At 32.2% G+C, this 17,455-nt stretch carries 17 protein-coding genes; 7 read left to right on the top strand and 10 right to left on the bottom strand.

Annotated elements, in window-relative coordinates; translation table 11 throughout:
- Positions 1-361 precede the first annotated feature (361 nt).
- From NEF87_RS05305 to NEF87_RS05285, 5 genes are all read right to left on the bottom strand, one after another.
- The gene (locus NEF87_RS05305; RefSeq protein ID WP_457918971.1) at positions 362-523 is read right to left on the bottom strand and encodes a hypothetical protein; all 162 of its coding nucleotides are present in this window, start codon (positions 521-523) and stop codon (positions 362-364) included.
- Positions 524-727: 204 nt separating this feature from the next.
- Positions 728-1,540 carry a hypothetical protein gene (locus tag NEF87_RS05300; RefSeq protein ID WP_457918970.1) on the bottom strand — a complete coding sequence of 271 codons (813 nt, stop codon included), beginning with the start codon at positions 1,538-1,540 and terminating at the stop codon, positions 728-730.
- A gap of 97 nt (positions 1,541-1,637) precedes the next feature.
- Positions 1,638-2,339 (bottom strand): ArsR family transcriptional regulator, encoded by a 702-nt coding sequence (locus NEF87_RS05295; protein ID WP_457918969.1) that lies wholly within the window; start codon positions 2,337-2,339, stop codon positions 1,638-1,640.
- A gap of 448 nt (positions 2,340-2,787) precedes the next feature.
- Positions 2,788-3,543: a flavodoxin family protein gene (locus NEF87_RS05290; protein ID WP_457918968.1), complete on the bottom strand. Its 756-nt coding sequence runs from the start codon at positions 3,541-3,543 to the stop codon at positions 2,788-2,790.
- 218 nt (positions 3,544-3,761) lie between these two features.
- Positions 3,762-5,159 (bottom strand): hypothetical protein, encoded by a 1,398-nt coding sequence (locus tag NEF87_RS05285; protein ID WP_457918967.1) that lies wholly within the window; start codon positions 5,157-5,159, stop codon positions 3,762-3,764.
- A 229-nt stretch (positions 5,160-5,388) separates the two neighbouring features.
- Between NEF87_RS05285 and NEF87_RS05280 the strand changes: the two genes are divergently transcribed.
- Both NEF87_RS05280 and NEF87_RS05275 read left to right on the top strand, forming a co-directional pair.
- A complete protein-coding gene (locus NEF87_RS05280) occupies positions 5,389-6,408 on the top strand; it encodes a C45 family autoproteolytic acyltransferase/hydolase (RefSeq protein WP_457918966.1) in 1,020 nt (339 codons plus the stop codon).
- A gap of 334 nt (positions 6,409-6,742) precedes the next feature.
- Positions 6,743-7,447 carry a hypothetical protein gene (locus NEF87_RS05275; RefSeq protein ID WP_457918965.1) on the top strand — a complete coding sequence of 235 codons (705 nt, stop codon included), beginning with the start codon at positions 6,743-6,745 and terminating at the stop codon, positions 7,445-7,447.
- 427 nt (positions 7,448-7,874) lie between these two features.
- Here the strand turns inward: NEF87_RS05275 and NEF87_RS05270 are convergent, their stop codons facing one another.
- Positions 7,875-9,935 (bottom strand): hypothetical protein, encoded by a 2,061-nt coding sequence (locus NEF87_RS05270; protein WP_457918964.1) that lies wholly within the window; start codon positions 9,933-9,935, stop codon positions 7,875-7,877.
- 272 nt (positions 9,936-10,207) lie between these two features.
- Here NEF87_RS05270 and NEF87_RS05265 point away from each other — a divergent pair, with 272 nt between their 5' ends.
- The 3 genes from NEF87_RS05265 (at position 10,208) to NEF87_RS05255 (ending at position 11,293) form a co-directional block, all read left to right on the top strand.
- Positions 10,208-10,459 (top strand): hypothetical protein, encoded by a 252-nt coding sequence (locus tag NEF87_RS05265; protein ID WP_457918963.1) that lies wholly within the window; start codon positions 10,208-10,210, stop codon positions 10,457-10,459.
- A 43-nt stretch (positions 10,460-10,502) separates the two neighbouring features.
- Complete coding sequence (locus NEF87_RS05260) at positions 10,503-10,637, top strand: GNAT family N-acetyltransferase (protein WP_457918962.1); 135 nt, start codon at positions 10,503-10,505, stop codon at positions 10,635-10,637.
- Positions 10,638-10,756: 119 nt separating this feature from the next.
- On the top strand, positions 10,757-11,293 hold the full coding sequence (locus NEF87_RS05255; RefSeq protein WP_457918961.1) for a GNAT family N-acetyltransferase: 537 nt from the start codon (positions 10,757-10,759) through the stop codon (positions 11,291-11,293).
- Positions 11,294-11,375: 82 nt separating this feature from the next.
- On the opposite strand, the gene NEF87_RS05250 is transcribed toward NEF87_RS05255, so the two are convergent.
- A complete protein-coding gene (locus tag NEF87_RS05250; protein WP_457918960.1) occupies positions 11,376-11,696 on the bottom strand; it encodes a hypothetical protein in 321 nt (106 codons plus the stop codon).
- A gap of 366 nt (positions 11,697-12,062) precedes the next feature.
- Between NEF87_RS05250 and NEF87_RS05245 the strand changes: the two genes are divergently transcribed.
- The gene (locus tag NEF87_RS05245) at positions 12,063-12,269 is read left to right on the top strand and encodes a hypothetical protein (RefSeq protein ID WP_457918959.1); all 207 of its coding nucleotides are present in this window, start codon (positions 12,063-12,065) and stop codon (positions 12,267-12,269) included.
- A 452-nt stretch (positions 12,270-12,721) separates the two neighbouring features.
- Here NEF87_RS05245 and NEF87_RS05240 read toward each other — a convergent pair whose 3' ends face one another.
- Entirely contained in the window at positions 12,722-13,981 is a 1,260-nt protein-coding gene (locus tag NEF87_RS05240) for an acyltransferase family protein (protein WP_457918958.1), read from the bottom strand.
- 214 nt (positions 13,982-14,195) lie between these two features.
- Here NEF87_RS05240 and NEF87_RS05235 point away from each other — a divergent pair, with 214 nt between their 5' ends.
- Positions 14,196-14,870 (top strand): hypothetical protein, encoded by a 675-nt coding sequence (locus NEF87_RS05235; RefSeq protein WP_457918957.1) that lies wholly within the window; start codon positions 14,196-14,198, stop codon positions 14,868-14,870.
- 12 nt (positions 14,871-14,882) lie between these two features.
- Here the strand turns inward: NEF87_RS05235 and NEF87_RS05230 are convergent, their stop codons facing one another.
- Together NEF87_RS05230 and NEF87_RS05225 are read right to left on the bottom strand one after the other, a co-directional pair.
- Positions 14,883-15,647, bottom strand: coding sequence for an NYN domain-containing protein (locus NEF87_RS05230; protein WP_457920117.1), 765 nt, complete (start codon positions 15,645-15,647; stop codon positions 14,883-14,885).
- A gap of 93 nt (positions 15,648-15,740) precedes the next feature.
- Positions 15,741-17,441 (bottom strand): SBBP repeat-containing protein, encoded by a 1,701-nt coding sequence (locus NEF87_RS05225; RefSeq protein ID WP_457918956.1) that lies wholly within the window; start codon positions 17,439-17,441, stop codon positions 15,741-15,743.
- Between the last annotated feature and the right edge of the window lie 14 nt (positions 17,442-17,455).

Genomic DNA, 17,455 nt, shown 5'->3' with positions numbered 1-17,455 from the left:
TTTCCATTAAATATGGTTTTTCCGATCTTTTTTTTATTCAATTTTTAACTCTTATTTGGAAAACAATCATGATTTCTTAAATCACTATCCTGTCGCGTTTAAATTTCAGCCGTAGGAACAATTCAAATAGGCTCTTTAGATGAGGTTGACTTGTGGGTAAGAAATATTTTTTTTCAATCTTCAGATGTCTTGAATATTTTGACCAAATTTACTGTTTCTTACGTAACCATATTTTTGGAATAAATCTACCTACTTTTTTACTATAATCAATGTATTCTTGACCAAACTCTTCCATTAAATAGATTTCCTCTGATTTCGTAAAATAATAGTACGCCCAAATTCCTGGAAGTAGTAAAAGAAACTATAAATTCAAGGTGATGAAGGGAAAACTTACAAAAAATAATATATACATTAAATATTCTGGATGTCGAACGATTCGATGCCCATATTTCGTAGATAGGCGAGGTTTACGATTACTCAAATAACTTCCGCGTCCTATTCTTCCTAAGGCTGCGATGTTCATCGATCGATAATCTATTCCATTAATCGAAATGTCAGACCTACTCTAAATTCTGTTATATCTAAATATGAAATGATGTATGTTACTTAATTTTTTATATCCAAATATCGTAAATGGAGAATTTCCATGTAAATTGGGCAAAATTCCCTTTTTTGTAACTTCTCAATATTAGAATTTTTCAATAATAGAAAAAAGGAAATTATTGGGCTATTTTGGGATGGGATGAATGTGTTTGAAGTAATAAACTATCATTATCGTACAGATTGCAGTTATCCCTATAAAAATATACCATGTTATGTTGAAAGTCGCTTGATTCATTGTATATTCAAAAATGCCCATACATATAACCGCTAATCCTAAGGTAATCCCTTTGATTAAAATCACCCCACTTAAAAATATTCCAATTATATTTCGTTTTAAAACTTTAATCGCAGAAGAGATGATTAATGGTAAAAGAAAACACAAATCCATTGCAATTATCGTTTTTTGATCTTCCATGTCAATCGCTGGAAAATAATTCAAAATCAAACTATTTAGTATCTCTTGCATCCACAAGAAGTAGAACGTCAACGCAATTAAGATTTGGTACCATCCGAGCATTTTGAATGGCATATTTGGATCTATATTCGATTTTAATTTTTCAAAATCGAGATTGTAGCAGAATTTTAATAGGGAGTAGAAACTAATTGCAACAATTTGGGTGTACAATAGAAAGAACATGTTATAATTTCCCATGAAGATGTATAACAAATATGAATAAACTAAATATAATTGACATCCTATAACAATAATTGTCCCATGAATTGACCCACCCTTGGATTTAACCAATCCAAGGATAAACAATGGAATCACAAAAAAGGCTGTGACCCAATCTTGTCCTATTGCTTGAGCAATAATAGAATCAGAATCTGAATATAAATCAGAAAGGAACAATCCTCCAAGAGAAGCAAAAAGTGTCAATATTGCAAGCAAAATCTGCAAAAAATACCATTTCTTCATACGTTGCATATGTTTAAGCATAAATGAATGACTGGTGGAGGGTTAATAAATAAAATTTCGGTCATATCCAATACTTTTGGTTTGAGCAATAATTACGGGATGTTATGAAATACTAAATCTAATTTGATATTTTTTGTGCTTTATCCCAAAAAAAAACCCAAATTTGCTCCAAAAATTTTATTCCTTGGGGATCTTGAATATAGAAACATTTTGACACATCTGGATTGTTTTCACTTTCTCTTGGGAAAGCGATAATACCGATTTCCAAATCGCATAGTGCCATAGTTATTGGTACGGATGGCAATAATCCAATTTTAAATGATTTCAAACTAGGATCCTCCTGATTTTCCGTTGTATTCATACTTTCAGGGACGATTACTGAAATTTCTGCCTCAGTATTTAGAAAAGGATATCCTGAATCCACAATGATACGTAATTTTTTTATAGGTAATTCCATGAATTCTTTTATTTTGTGCATCACATTCCCTGTTCCAGAAATAATTTCGGCATTTTGCAAAACAGAGATTTGACTCTGTAGTGAAAGAGGAATATCTGCAATTGAATGATCAGTAAAATAATCTGAATTTATTGAAAGAAATACAAAATTATCTAAAGAATTCATTATTGCTTTTCCAAAGGCTGTTATTTGATAGTATCTTCCTGTTTCTCTTTCTTTTCGTATTAAAGATTGTTCTCCCAATCGACTTAGGTGTCTTGATATTTCCGAATTAGATACTAGCCCAATTTTTGTAGCTAGCTTGGATAGATTCTGATCTTCTTCATTTAAAATTTGTAAAATCTGAATTCTAATGGGGTTCATAACCTCTAGAAGAATTTTCTCCAAATTAATCAATTTCGGGAGCATATCCTTACATTTATTTTTTGTATAATAAAGAGATTTCCATTAAAAAATTTATATTAAAGGGTGTGAACTATATCTCTCATTTTTGTTGGATTGTTATGATGGAGATGGAAATGCCTAATCCACTTCAAGCGCCCGATATTGCTCAATGGAATGACAAATTTTTTACTTTTCCCCAAGATCGGGTTTTTAACTTTGACATCATCGCTTGTAGATGAGATAAACTTTTGCAGAAGGATTGGATCATCTTGCCCATCTTTTAATCCGCAATTTTCTCCTGTTTATCGATCCTAATGTCCCTTGGGAGAATATTTCAAGTGATTTGTTCTCAAATTATCTGACATTTCAAACGGTCAAGTGCATTATTTTTTAAAAATACCTTGGAAATTAATGAATAAAAAAAGAATTATATCATTCCAATCCGAATTAGAAATCCAAATATTGCTATGGATATTTTTAAAATCAACCGCTGACCCTTTGAGAGATCCGTTTTGACAAAGTATTCTTTCGTAGAATAATATTCAAAATCAGCGGGAGAGTCTTTTCCAGTTTCTTTGGTCATTGCTTTAAAGACCGAAAACCAAATCAGGTAGCCAAACGGAGGATTATGAATAAAAGGTTTTTTCATTTTTTTTATAAATTTTCTTGCCTCATTTTGTAATTTCTTTGCTTGCTTTTTTCTTTTCTTATCATTCATACCGGGAGAGTTCGTGACTGCAAATTTACTAATGATTTTCCCCCCTGAGACCATTGGCGCAAGAGCCTTCAATGCTCCTTTAATCCCTTGATAACTCCCACTCGTAATCAGAATCATGAACCGTTGATTGAAATAGCGAGGTCTGTGCATTAAATATGAAAACCGGTCGATAAAATTTTTCATTCGCCAATTTACATTCATCGTGTGATTGGGGCTGGCCAGTATCACTCCATCGGCGGCTTCAATTTTACTGATTATCATATCCCTATCATCCTTCAAAGGACAAGAATCTTCTCCCTCTGTTAAGCAGAGATGACACCCAATGCATCCTTTTAGATCGACCTTATGCAAAAACAGATATTCGTATTCGCAATCATACCTCTTTTTATGCATGCTTTCAATGGTTTTTATGGCCTGATACGTATTCTTTTTTCGGGGACTGCTAATTATAGCCAATATTTTCATATTAAAATTAATACATCTTTCTATTATAAATAAATTGAGTCCGATTTTTACTGTGTGCCTTTTTTCCGAGTCATGGTGAAAAAAGAATCGACTTAATGAACAATGGGTTAATAGAATTAAGAGAATCGAAGAAAAAATGGAGTGCATCTTCTAATGATTCAATTACCATGTAATGGTGTGATTCTTTACAGAAATTGCTCCCTATGTTTTGATGGGTTTTATTCTAAATTCCAGAATTTTATCGCATTTCGTAAATACTTTAAAGCCTCCTCTTCAAAAGGTGGAATTGAACGTAACAATCCGCTACCCTTTTTTCTATCACTATTTGAAAATGATCCCCTCAAAGAAAAAGGAAAAATTTGAGTGAATTTTTGTAGGATATCTGCCACTTGTTGATATTCTTTAGCCGCAAGATGTAGATATTCGGCTTGGGGTTTACCAGAATACCGATCACTCATACTTTGCAAATATTTACTTAATCCCGCTTTTTGTTCACATAAACACGCCCCTACATAGCTATTTCCATGATAATCACTCTCGGTATGGCTTAATGATTCTAAATTTTGTGCCCATTCTGAATATGCTTGTATACCATTGGTGTATCCTTCTGTTGCTGGAGTTTCTGTATTAAACTTAAGGCCTAACTTTAAGCTGCTTAAATCCCATTCCTCCTTATATTTTTCTTGTCCAAAGTGTTCTTGAATTTCAAGAGAATATCCCCATAAACCACCTGGTGCCTGAAGGTGTTCAAAAAAAACAGGATCATCTTCCATATTGATTAAGTGGCGAAATGTACTACAAATATATTGGTTATTCTGGATTCCATTGATGATTCCAAATTCCGGAATTGGAATTCCCCATGCAATAATGGGATTTTTTGTAGTTTTCAATTGATCGATTACCCAGTTTTTAAATTTTAAGGCTCGCAAATGATCCTTTGGGGATAATTGTTCATTCGAAGGATAACTAACAAGATCCAAATAGTGCTGGATATGAATTCCTAATGATTCAACTTGCTTATTCATAGATTCCCAAATGTATTTGCTTAATGCGGTTGGACCAGATGGGCATAAGAGATTATTCGCCACATTTGTTATAAAAAAATAACCTGTCATTCCTCCCAGTTCATATAATTCCCATTTTCCGTTATGGGACTTCAAAACTCCCAGAAAGGCTCCTAAAAATGATAACCAGCTTTGGTGATAAATTGCAGGGTTTGAAACGTGAAAGGAAAAGAATTCACCCGCTTTTTGATATTTAGGTTTATATAATTGCTGAATTTCTCTCGCTTTATTTAATTCTTTTACTTTAATTTTATTATAGTAATCTAAAAATATTTTTAGAAAAAGTTTCCCATTTTCTGTAGAAATATAATGTCCTCGTTCTGGTTTTCGAATCAACTTTGCATCGAGTAGATGCTTTAAATGATTTGAAAGGGCGGTCCGTCCAATAATCAATTTTTGCTCCAAATATTGGAATGATCTCGCTTTGGAATAAAGAAAAATCATGATTTTATAGCGAAATGGGTGTGAAATGGCTTTACTTAAAGGAATTATGAATTCTTCACCATCAAATAGTCGTTTTTGCATTTCTCCTAATGCATCACAGGAATCCATATTATTGGAAGTGAACGAAAATATTTAAAAAAATTGAATATTATTCATGAAAATTAGGTAAAATTTATACGCCTAAATATGATGAATATAAAAAAAATCATATTTTTGATTTATATAGAGTGATTCTTTTTCATGATTTATACAGTTAATCTGCAATCATTGAACTTCCAAGAATTGAGGCTGATTAACTTGATTATATAATAAGTATGGATAAAAATGAGTGAATAATATGTTTGAAATTGAATTAATTGGAAATTGGTATGAAATGGGTAAGCAATATGGGATGATTATGAAACATTCTCCTTTCCAAGCACCCATCTATGATGAAAATATGATGCATCGTTATGAATTTGCAGAAAAATGTGAGCAACAAGTCAAAAATTATGCGCCTGATTTGATAGAATTCTTAAAAGGATTTGCAGAAGGGGGATCTTATGATTATGATATGATTAAAGTCCTACCTCTGGTATTAAATTATGGTTGGGAACCCCCAAAACCCTCTTGTACAATCTCTTATATTTCTTCTGAGTATTCCGCTACCGGCCACCCGTTTATGTTAAGAAATTATGATTGGGATTATTCGTCAGAAAAAATTATGGCAAAAATGATACTATCACCTACCAATGGGAATAAATCTATTTCCTTTACAGATCTTTGGGGCGGTGCCTATGGAGGGATTAATCAAAAGGGATTACTGATTGGTATCACGGCTGCCGCGACTTATGATGGGGAATGGATACCAGGAGTCATGATGAACCTACTAGTCCAATGGGTTCTTACCCATTACAGTACAGCACAAGAAGCGGCAAATTATATAAAATCTGTCCCCCATACCGGAGCATTTCATTACTTTGTTGTAGATCAAGATCGAAATATTGCTCGAATTCTTGGAACACCTGATGGAGTCGTGGTTGATCTATTCAACGATGAAAATGTGATTCAAACTAATCATATCATTGTTGATAGTATGATTGATCGTCAGGATGAATCAAGAATGCCCGTTTCAAGCCCAATTCGGTTTGAAAATGTTCAGAAATGGTTAGCAAAACAGAAAGGTAAAATTAATTCGGTCAAAATTAAAGAATTTTGCTCTCTTAGCCATAGTAAGGGGGGGATTCATGAAGATGGAGATTTTATGGGCATAAAATTCGGCACTATCTGGTCGTGGTTTTATGATTTCCAAGAACATGCCTTTTACCTAAGCCCTGGAAACCCTCTTCATCATGAATATCAGAAGATATCATTTTAGAACGAAGTCTTTACCTTTTTTAATTTAATTTTTCTACTTGGTTTTCATTTCTAATCAAATTGTAAAGAGAACCGATTAATCCACAAATTGATCAATTGGATAACCCTAAAACCATGCTATTTTTATTATTTTTAAAAAATTTTATAGGTTGAAACCCGCTAAGGGATTGAATTATCATGAAAGAATGTATATATTATACACAAATCAAATTGTTTCATGTACTTATTCTACAATGTCTTTATATTCCAGATATACGATTGAAATTATTGAGAACATCTGATGTTTTCTAAATCGAAAGATAAAAGATTTGATTATTAAATAAGTGATTATTCGAATGACCTTTCAAAATGAATCTTACTTAGTATATCGTGCAAATATTAGCACTAATCCCGTTTTTCAATATATTCAACGTATTTTTCCAAAAAAAAAAGTTTTATATTTTGATGCTCTAATTCATCAAATTGCTAGACATTTTTGTTATCATTTATCCTATGTTCGGAACTTACTTGAAAAATATATTCGAGCAGGTTATCTATTTATGCAAGATAATAAAATCTCCCTAAATGTATTATCTAATTCCATCAGACTAAAAATTATGAAATTATTATCTATATATCCTGGTTTACATCTGAATTTTTTACGAAAAAAAATTGATGTTGGACCAAACCAACTGCTATGGCATTTAAACGTTTTGAAGGATTCCAAATTAATTAAAGAACAAAAGTTTAACCAATTTTATGTATATTTCAAACCTGATACTTCATTTAAATTAGTTCAAGCTAGTGTATTGTATTTAAAATCGACAACTCGGTTCATATTGGAGATTTTAACAGAATATCACACCTTAGATCAAAAATTGATTTCCCAATATACTAAAATGGCTCGAAGTACTACACTGTATAATTTACGAATACTTGAGGATACTGGAATTGTTAGAAAGAAGCAAAAAAAACGTTCTCTTTTCTACTCTATTAATGAGAGTTTCAGATCCATAATTCATTCAATTGCTTTGAATTATGAATATCTGCAAAAGTACTAATAAATATTCTGGAAAGCATTCCAAATGGGACATAACAATATCAATGTCACTTGGATCTAAAATAACTGATTGACTATTTTCATTTTTTTTGGTTTGCATATAACAATCAATTTCTTTTTTTTACCTTTTTAACTACGAGATGAAATTTCATTGCATGAATGGAGAATTCATGCATATTTTGTGAGTTTTGTATTCTCCTTCTAATTTCGAACTACTTTTCATAGAAGATGCGATCTATATCCATATATTAAATTCAAAAGCTTTCTTATCTCAGTTGGAAAGAAGGTCACGAACTAATAATCGGATAATTGCCAAAATTTGAAAAAATTCGTTGATAACCAAATTAGTTTTTATTCTAATTAGTAGTTAAGCTGGAAAGTTGTCCCAAGCTAATAAGAATAAAAAAAATCAAAAAATATGTACTAAATTAACCTTTTGATCCGATGAGTAACTTATCTATGCTCCATCCTTGATATTTGTATCCGCCCCAGTAGATCTCAAATGTTAAACTGGTATATTTTCCATTTAAATTGATATCATCAGGAGTGAAATAGTATGTCCCAGATCCTACAATTCGTTCAAATATAATTGCACCATTTGCCCTAATTCTGAAATACCGGCTATAACTATCAGCTCTTTGTGATATCGCAACAAATACTTGGGTAATAGGAGTTCCTAAATTGAAGTTTATTCTGGCATAACTTGTTTTCGGAAAATATTGGACTCCATTTCGAAAATATCCATATCGATATGTTGTACCTTTAGTGTCATAATCTACTACCTCTAAATCGAAAACATGGGGAACAGAAACTCCAGACACAAATCGCCTTCGATTAATCGTAAAAGATCCTGCAAACGAATTTCCAGGTGTGATATAGTTCTGTGATGTCGTGAAGAAATTAATGTCCTCATAATGCACATTTCCTTGAGTACTTTCCGTGTACTTACCATGATATTTAACAATTGGAACTTGATTGCCTCCAGGATTTCTTATTTCATAACTTACCCAAATTTTATCATCCCAATAATTTGAATGAATTCGGTAGTAAAATTCTTGATAAGCAAAACTCGATCCTAATTTGTCTATGATAGGATAAGAATTGTCTATAAAATTATCTAACATTTCTTCTAAGTTATGAAAGAATGCCTTCCAAGGCTTACTCAAGAATGAAGGGAGTCTTAAATAGTTTTCATCGTTATTTATGTTTTCAACGATATTTTTAACACTTAATGCTTTTGCTTTAACATTGTCGAAGTTGTTGTTTAGTGCATCAACAAATTCCCTCATTTTGCTCATTAAACCTGAAGTACCTTTAAGATGTTTTAATACATAATCATTTTCTAATCTTCCTGGAGAAGTTGTGCTCCCAAGTTCAGTTTCTAATGATTCTAGCATTATTATATCTAACATTCCTGCATAAATGAGATTTACATAATCTCTCTTGATTGCCTGTGATACTACAACTTTACCAATTTTGGCGACAATATCATCAGGTAAAATTGATAATAAGGCATCAACATCTGTTTCCACACTTTGACTGTTGAACAAATTATCTTTTGCATCTTCATATTTTGATGTAGTTGAATAATCAGTAACTTTAGTGAAGCTTGCTGATATAAGTGCCGTGGATATTGAAAATATTGCTGAACCTGGGATACCTAATGTCGCTGCTCCAAATAATCCTGTAAAAATTAATCCAACTGCTTGCAAACTTGCAACATTGACATCATGCAAAAGTGAAAATTCATTTAAAATGGGATAATATGTATTTTCTATGGAATAGCTCAATTGTTCAAACATTTTCAACCAACAAATATAATAGAAATTTTTTTCAATTCCATTCATTGTTGTTGAAGAAAGACCCAAAGACTCCTTTGGATTATTTATTCTTTCAAAATATTCATAACCCAATTCTTCTATCTGCTCTATTGCAAAGTTGAATAATTTTTCACCTATCAGATCATTTTTTCCTCTCATAAAATCGCTAAGGAAGAATAGTGAATCTATATATGCTATCTCAATATCAACTTCTTCTTCATAACTGAGAATTTTCTTATCTGGAATCATTCCAATTTTACTCGAAAAACATTGCATCAATATATTATATTGAGTATTATCATTTTTAAGCAAATTTGATAATTTATTCCATTCTATCACTTCGTTATTTATCTGGAATCCTTCTTCTATTCCATGAAAAACAAATATTTTGATACTATCATCTGTTTTAGTCATACGATTCAAATCAGCAAAAGTACTGATTTCAAACCATGTCATTTGTAAATCGGGAGTAAAATTGATCTGCTCATACCTCTTAACTGTATCTGCAATATTATCATCTTTCGGATCATAATATATAGAGATTTTAACGTTTTCTCTACTTTCATTTGTGCAGTTACTATCGAATGCCAGAGCCTGCTCAATACCTGTAGAAGAGACCAGGACAAGCATAAAAATTATTGATACCTGCACTTTTCGTATATTTTTCATTTTTCATACCTTGTTTATATCATCAAAAAAAAATCCATCAAATGGATATAATTTGATCGTATCAAAAATAGGCTATAAATAACATTGGTATGGATTTCGTCACTCGCCAATCACTTATTGATTGAATAATTAATCCAGATCCAATTATAATCGCTCCAAGGAATAATAACATAAACACCATTATATCCCCGTTTAAGGGAAAGCACAAAATCGGACAACTTGAGGTTTTCAGCAAAAAAAGTACTTCATTTAATTCAATTCTTGTGGGGCTCGTGTATCTAAAATTACCAACTATGTTAAATTTAAATAAATTGATTCTATATTTTCCCTTGGATCAAAAATCTATATTAAAAAATACCGAAATGGCTCGAATCACCACACTATATAATTTAGAGGTTTTAGAAGACATCAATATTGTTCAAAAAGAAAAAGTGAGTTATTCAATAATCTATTCCAATAAACGAGCTATCAAAACTTCTTTATATTCTGTTGTTTCCAATTCTGAAATACTTTTTATTCAATGAACTGAATCTAAATCGGGTCGAAGGATTGGTGAATCTGAAAAATATGCCCTCACAAAAGTTTTTACGTCGGTTAGGTTTTCAAATGGAAGGAGTTCTCCGTGATTATGAGTGTGAAAAGGGCAATTTAGGGGATCTTCAGATGAATTCTCTCTTGAAAAGAGAATGGCAAAAAAAGTAAAATTTTTAGCAGTCAAAGAAAATAAACATCCATTTAGTGAAAGAAAAAAGAATCCAAAATCATATTGTATTTTTCATTTTTTCGAACGTTTATATATTATGTATTCATCCATATATATTATGACACAAAAGGAGGAATATGCCTTTATAAAAGGAGACAGAATTAATCTTGTCCCCCTCAATTTTGATCATTTGGCTCTATACGATAAGTGGGGAAATGATGAGGATTTTCGTCGTTATTGTCGTTTTTTCTTTCCGCGATCCACAGAAGAAGTCAAAAATTGGTTTACTGCCTCAGTGAAATCAACGAATTATTACTCTTTTGAGGTATGGCATAAAGAAGATAAAAAACCGATTGGGACTTGTAATCTACACTGTATATCATGGATAAATCGTACAGCAGAGCTTGGAACTTTTATTGGAGAACAAGACTATTGGGGGAAAGGTTTAGGCACTGAAATGATAATTTTACTAACTAAATATGCTTTTCAAGAATTAAATTTGCGGAAATTGAAAGCTGGAATCTTTTCTCCCAATCTTGGATCTCAAAAAGCTTTTAAAAAAGCCGGTTATCATGTAGAAGCAACGTTGAAAAAAGAAGTGTATGTTGATGGTGAGTATGTCGATATATACAATCACGTTAAATATAATGAGTAATCATATTTTCACTTTTTTTTCATTTGCTCTGATATCTTGATAAACAAGAATCATACTTACTCAATTAAGAGTCAAATTTTCTTTACAATTTCAATTGAATAATTATTTCATCCACAGTTTCTAAAACCGATTTGTTAGTGGAATCAATTTTCAGATAGGCAGGAGAAATTAAACCAGGTTCATGATCTGAATTAATTTGATACTTCTCATAAACATGTAAATGTTTTTCGGATTGCTTCACATCGCGTATAGATACTTTTTCTTGCAAGCGCAGTGGGTTTTTATTCCGCTGCTTTCTCACTTCTAGGGTAGCATATACTTCAACTTGAAAAATGTCCGCTCCTTGTTTCCGAAATATGTCAAGCGTTTTTTCTACAAATTCATTGTCATTTTCTTTATCCAACAGTCGTAATTTAGTTAGAATAACTCCAGGGGGATTACTAAGAACAAATTCTTCACAAACTCGCCAATAAAATTCATTATCAAGTCTGTAAAATGCTTCCGAACTTCAGTCAAACAACCGATTGAGAATTTTCATAAAAGAGTGATTATGAACTTACTTGAAGTTCTTTTGAGCTACGAGTTCCATACCAACGGCCATTTTTCCAACAGCGGGAGGACCCAATATAAGTATGCATTTCATGATTGATGATTTCCAGTTTTATACTTCACCTTTACTAAAGTTTCCTCAAAGGATTACTTAAGAAATTCATAATTCGTAATCATGATCCTTAAGATTTAAAAAAAAATGTATACCATTTATGTAATTGTGTCTGAACCGACAAACACTTCTTCTTCTACTACAACTACTACTACAAGTTCAACCAATTCAAGTAATACTCAATCGAATCCTTCAAATATTCCATCAAAATCTCCCAATTTTCATGGTTTTTCGTTTCCAATAACTTTTTGTTGTTTCCTCTTAATCCCCATAATATTGTTGAATCGAAAACGAGATCCGTGTTCAAAAATATAATTCTTCAACATATGAATTATCGAGTAATTTGGAAACGAAAATAAAAATCTCTGACTGAGGATGTTCGATATTTTTTTTTGATTATTTTGGATTGATTTCTGCTACATTGTTCTTTGATTGGATTTCCGATATTGTTCTAGGTATTGTATTAGTTATCTGGATTACTTATTTTCAAAGAAATTAATGCGATAACTGTTAAATATTATGTTTATCAGAATATCATGAACTTAGAAGACAAAAATTAATGATTTTTGAGAGAAAAGTACAAAAAAAACATTTGAGAGAAAACCAATAATGAAATTGTTAGATAAATAGTAAAAGATCTTTTTACCATTCAAACCTCCTTTGGTTTCTCAAAAAGTGGTCAGTTAAGTGTGCACACTAAAAACAAGTGCGCGAAAGTGATAAAAATAAAGGTATATCGGAAAAAAGAAAAAATTGCCTACTATCCATTAGAGTGATATAAGACTTATTATCGTATAAATTGTTGAGCTTACTAACCAAGCTACAAATGCTATTCCTGCTAAAATAATTGTTACTTGGTAAATTCTTTGAAAACTCTTCTTTTCATCCCTCTTTGCATAAAATCGATCCTCCAATTCTTTCCAAAGTAAACCTATCCCAAAAGTAATTATTAGATTGAGTGGGTAAAACCATAGATAATTTAAAGGATTTGCATCAAATACATCCAATGTTGAATTATTTCCATCTGTTATTATTAAGAAAAATTGGAATATGATAGAGAAATAAAAAATTTGAGTTAAAAGAATATGATAAGTCGCTCTACTAACTTTTCGTATGAAATGGCTAAAAGATCCCTTAGGGTTTGGAGGTACAATTTTCATCAAAGTCATAAAAATAACTGCTGAATAGGGAAAGAAAAACATTTGATAATCACCCATTGGAAAAGGAATCGGGAGAACCTCCAAAAAATAGAGTATCATATAAACTACGCTAATAGGAAACAACACCCAAAGGATACGATTGTGCTTTGATGTGATATCATGATCTACGGATAGCCATAGTCCAATTCCAACTGAGCTAATCAATATAAAAAGACTATAGAGTAAGATAAAAAATAGCATCGGTGGTTCATATTCATCCATAGATCTCCCAATATTGTGAATGAGAATTGCTCCTAATAATACAATATGAGTTAAAAATTCTATTGCAAACGTTAAACCAAAAGTAACCTTGGGATTTTTATTGAAATTATAATATAAGATTGGAAACACTAGGATTGATCCAAACAGGACGGGTATAAACCATAACCCCGGTCCATAGAAAAAAGTAAACCCAATATAACGAAAACTTGGTAAATCATATCCCGCTGGTGAATTTACAATAACTTCTGCCTCTGTGACTATCAATCGAATTATTCCATGAAGTACATACAATAGAAGATAAGGGATCATATACCGTTTTAACTTAGATTCAAAATATGATCGAGTATAATATTCCTTCAAAGTAGCAAATTTCTTTCCTTTATATGATTTTCCCATATTAAATCCCATAATAATCATTAAAATCGGGATAGCTATTCTTTCCCAGAAGTAGGATCCATATTGACGTAAGAAAGCATGAGTGAAACTATGATCCATAATGACTAATGCAATCATAATCGCTTTCATTAAATCAATTTGGAAGAATTTCCGCTTTTCCTCTGGATTCTGGGCAAATATTTCAGTTTGTTGTAAGGAGTATTTTTCCATTTTCATTTAAGCACCTTTTTTTTTTTAAATTATCAGCATTAAAATTAAATAACTAATGTAAAAGTCAACTTTGTTTTCGGAGCCTCTCATTAGAATGATATCGAGCCCAGTTCCTATCGAATTTTTTTCATGCTTTTTTTTTTAGGAATGGTATGAAATTTGGCTAACTATTCTAAATACTTATTAGGATTCGACACTAATGTGATACTGACTTATGCAAAACAAACCGTGGATCTCGGGCCCGATTGAATTACTGTGGCACGGCTATGATCATATGGGAAAGGAGTCAGATTTTGATCAGCGGTTAGCGATGATCAGTTTTGATAATGCCGTTGAAGCCAGCTTGAATGCATTCATTCATTTTCGAGTGCCCAATGAAAAAGTCAATTGGAAGAAATATAAACGGGTGCGCAATTCGTATCCGGGTAAACTCGAATTGGTGTCGGAAATCTCCCCCCAAATTTTACCCGAAGCGACGATTAAGCAGCTAACATTCTATCACACGATTCGCAACGACATGTATCACCGCGGGAATGGTTTAACGGTTGAGACCGATAAACTATCTGCTTTTGCCTTATTGTCCAGCCGAGTTGTGCAGGAACTTCTTCAAATTCCTGTTGATACCCTCATTCAAGAAAAACGTGACCAAGAGCATGCCAAGGCGAGTTCCGGTCATCTTAAATTTACTGGTCAGTTTGAAAAAATCCTGGCGACGGGCAAACCCATTGAAGAATTTTTCCATAATGTGCAATTAAAATCGAAGGAAATCACCGAGAAAAATATCCCGGATCTGGTCAATCAATTTCAAGATTTTATGGGGTCTCTGGTGAAGAAAGATGGTCGTTCCCGTCCGAAAATTTTCAAAAAAACTCGAAGCGCCAAAAAATAAGACGGTGTCTCTCTATGCTTTTTTCTTCTCTTTTTTGGATGGATTGACTCGAATTTCTCGGAACCCATTTACCGTAATGGATTTCACTTTGCCTTGACTTTCCGCCATTTTCACCAAATTGGTAAAGGATGTAAAATTTCCCTTTCCATTGGGTTTTTCTATCGAAGCGGCCCCCCGATAATTGAATTGATCCAAACTTCGCATGTACTTATCTAAGGTTAAAAAACGACTTGGTTTGCCCTTGGAATGCAATTGGTGAATACTCTGAACCAAACATTTCACTGCTTCCGTAAATGAAATGGTTAACTTTTGCTTTCCATTTTCTTTCGAGGATTTCTGTTGTTTTTCCAGTTTCGAGAGTTCTTCGAGGGAAATAAAATCATTCGCACTTAGGAGGAGATGATCGCTCACCAAATCCGCCTTTCCAATGATAATCACACGTTTTTTGTGGGATTTTAGCCAATTAATGACCGGGATGAAATCCTTATCTCCCGTGACAATAATATACGTGCTAATGCTGGGGATTAATTGCGCGGTGTCCAGACAATCCACTGCAATTTTGACATCCACGCTATTAGTTTTGCCCATGGATACTTGAATTGGTTCAAATCCGAGACTATACATGGCTTTAAGGATTGTTTTATTGACATTGGTCCAATCGGAGTTGATTTTTTTAATCCGCAAGAATCCGATTTTTGCTGTATAGGCATCTAGGGACTCCGCTAAAGGTACTTCAATCCCCTTCACGACCACCCGGATGTTTTCATAATCCCAAATAATTTTGAGGGAAAATATAATGAAAAAATGGATGCTACTATTGGTTAGTTTAAATGTGCAAATTATTTTTAGCCCTGCGATAAACTCTTTTTGTTAGGTCCTCATAAATTTAAGCTTTTTTCTCTTTATATAAGTGATTGCCCATATTGAAATGATACTAATAATACTTATGGACTGAATTCGAAAACTTTGAATTTTCTTTTCATTATTTGATTTTGCATAAATTCTGCTAAAAAAAATATCATAATTACCACTTTGTATTTCTTGAAATGAACCATTAGTCGTTGGAAAATCATGTGATGCTGTTTCTCCTGAAATTATGACTGTACCTGAATTACACATTGCAATGCTATTACCTTCATCATATTCTGATCCACCGAGATATGTGGAATAATCTATTTGTGTTCCATTTTGGTCTAATTTTAATAGGAAGACATCTCTTCGACCATTATGTTTTCCATCAATTGCGCCTGGAGTTGTAGGAAAGTTTTTGCTCATAGTTTTTCCAGTTACATAAGAGTAACCAAAAGAATCTACACATATTGCTAATCCCGTTTCCCAATCTGATCCTCCAATTAATGTAGAATAAACTATTTGGCTTCCTTCTGGATTTAACTTGAATACATAGACATCATTCTGTCCCAAAGAATTTGAAACATATGAATCATCTGTAATAGGAAAATCTTGCCATGAATTTGTGTACCCTGTTATATATGCGCAATATTCATTATCTACCCAAATTGCATGTCCTTTTTCTTCTCCTCTCCCTCCTATTAATGTAGAATAAATTAAATCCGTGCCATCGCTATTCATTTTACAAATGAAAGCATCATATTGACCTCCATGATCCCGATTAAAAGCTCCATCTGTTGTTGGAAAAAGTGTACCTTCATAGTGGAAGGTATAACCAGTAATATATACATTTCTGAAGTCATCAATTGTTATATCTAATCCTTGATCAGTGTTAGATCCTCCTAAAAATGTTGAATATTCTAAATCGGTTCCATTATTATTTAATTTACATATGAAAGCATCCTTGTTACCATTGTGACTTTCATCATAAGCTCCATTTGTGGATGGAAAATTATAACTCTCAGTCGTACCTGTAATATATGTGCAATTATCATCATCTATGATAATACTTATGGCGTAATCATTTCTTAATCCCCCCATTTGTGTGGAGTACTCCATATCCGTGCCTTTATTATTGATTTTGCAAATAAAAATATCTGAATTACCTGAAACTTCTGGAACCTCTATTCTGGGGGGAATTATTACTGAATCATTAAGAAAAATTGATTGATTTGTTGAACCTGTTATGTAAACACATCCATAATTATCAACTGCTAAATCAGATAAATAATCTCCATCAGAACTTCCAATAAAAGTGGAATAAATCAATTTCGAACAATCATTATTAAATTTGCAGATAAATATTTCTGTAAAACTATCATGTGTTCTATTTAATGCTCCATGAGTTGTTGGGAAATCTTTACTCCTAGTTACGCCTCCAATATATATATATCCCATTTCATCTACGATCATTTTACTTGACTCCATATTGCTTCCTCCAAAATAAGTGGAAATCAGCAATCCTCCTAATTTTTCTTCATCTGTTGGAAGATCCTGTTGTTTGTTATTAGATTTACATCCTCCAATATTCTTTTTAATTATGAGTCCTCTTTTTTTTTCTAATTTTGATGAGTTTAAAAAAATAAATGTTGAATCAAAGGAAAATAAGAATAATAAGAAAAATATTGAAGAGATAATTCTGATTTGTGTTTTTTTTAACAAGATGGTTTACCTTT

The organism is Candidatus Lokiarchaeum ossiferum (assembly GCA_025839675.1).
GTDB lineage: Archaea > Asgardarchaeota > Lokiarchaeia > Sigyniarchaeales > Promethearchaeaceae > Lokiarchaeum > Lokiarchaeum ossiferum.
This window is presented reverse-complemented; position numbering and strand designations above follow the sequence as displayed.

Excerpts from the sequence above, each read along its gene's own strand:
- NEF87_RS05305 (WP_457918971.1), bottom strand. The coding sequence starts at position 523 with ATGAACATCGCAGCCTTAGGAAGAATAGGACGCGGAAGTTATTTGAGT.
- NEF87_RS05255 (WP_457918961.1), top strand. The coding sequence starts at position 10,757 with ATGACACAAAAGGAGGAATATGCCTTTATAAAAGGAGACAGAATTAAT.
- NEF87_RS05285 (WP_457918967.1), bottom strand. The coding sequence starts at position 5,159 with ATGGATTCCTGTGATGCATTAGGAGAAATGCAAAAACGACTATTTGAT.
- NEF87_RS05240 (WP_457918958.1), bottom strand. The coding sequence starts at position 13,981 with ATGGAAAAATACTCCTTACAACAAACTGAAATATTTGCCCAGAATCCA.
- NEF87_RS05235 (WP_457918957.1), top strand. The coding sequence starts at position 14,196 with ATGCAAAACAAACCGTGGATCTCGGGCCCGATTGAATTACTGTGGCAC.
- NEF87_RS05295 (WP_457918969.1), bottom strand. The coding sequence starts at position 2,339 with ATGAACCCCATTAGAATTCAGATTTTACAAATTTTAAATGAAGAAGAT.
- NEF87_RS05260 (WP_457918962.1), top strand. The coding sequence starts at position 10,503 with ATGCCCTCACAAAAGTTTTTACGTCGGTTAGGTTTTCAAATGGAAGGA.
- NEF87_RS05300 (WP_457918970.1), bottom strand. The coding sequence starts at position 1,540 with ATGCTTAAACATATGCAACGTATGAAGAAATGGTATTTTTTGCAGATT.
- NEF87_RS05275 (WP_457918965.1), top strand. The coding sequence starts at position 6,743 with ATGACCTTTCAAAATGAATCTTACTTAGTATATCGTGCAAATATTAGC.
- NEF87_RS05290 (WP_457918968.1), bottom strand. The coding sequence starts at position 3,543 with ATGAAAATATTGGCTATAATTAGCAGTCCCCGAAAAAAGAATACGTAT.
- NEF87_RS05280 (WP_457918966.1), top strand. The coding sequence starts at position 5,389 with ATGTTTGAAATTGAATTAATTGGAAATTGGTATGAAATGGGTAAGCAA.
- NEF87_RS05270 (WP_457918964.1), bottom strand. The coding sequence starts at position 9,935 with ATGAAAAATATACGAAAAGTGCAGGTATCAATAATTTTTATGCTTGTC.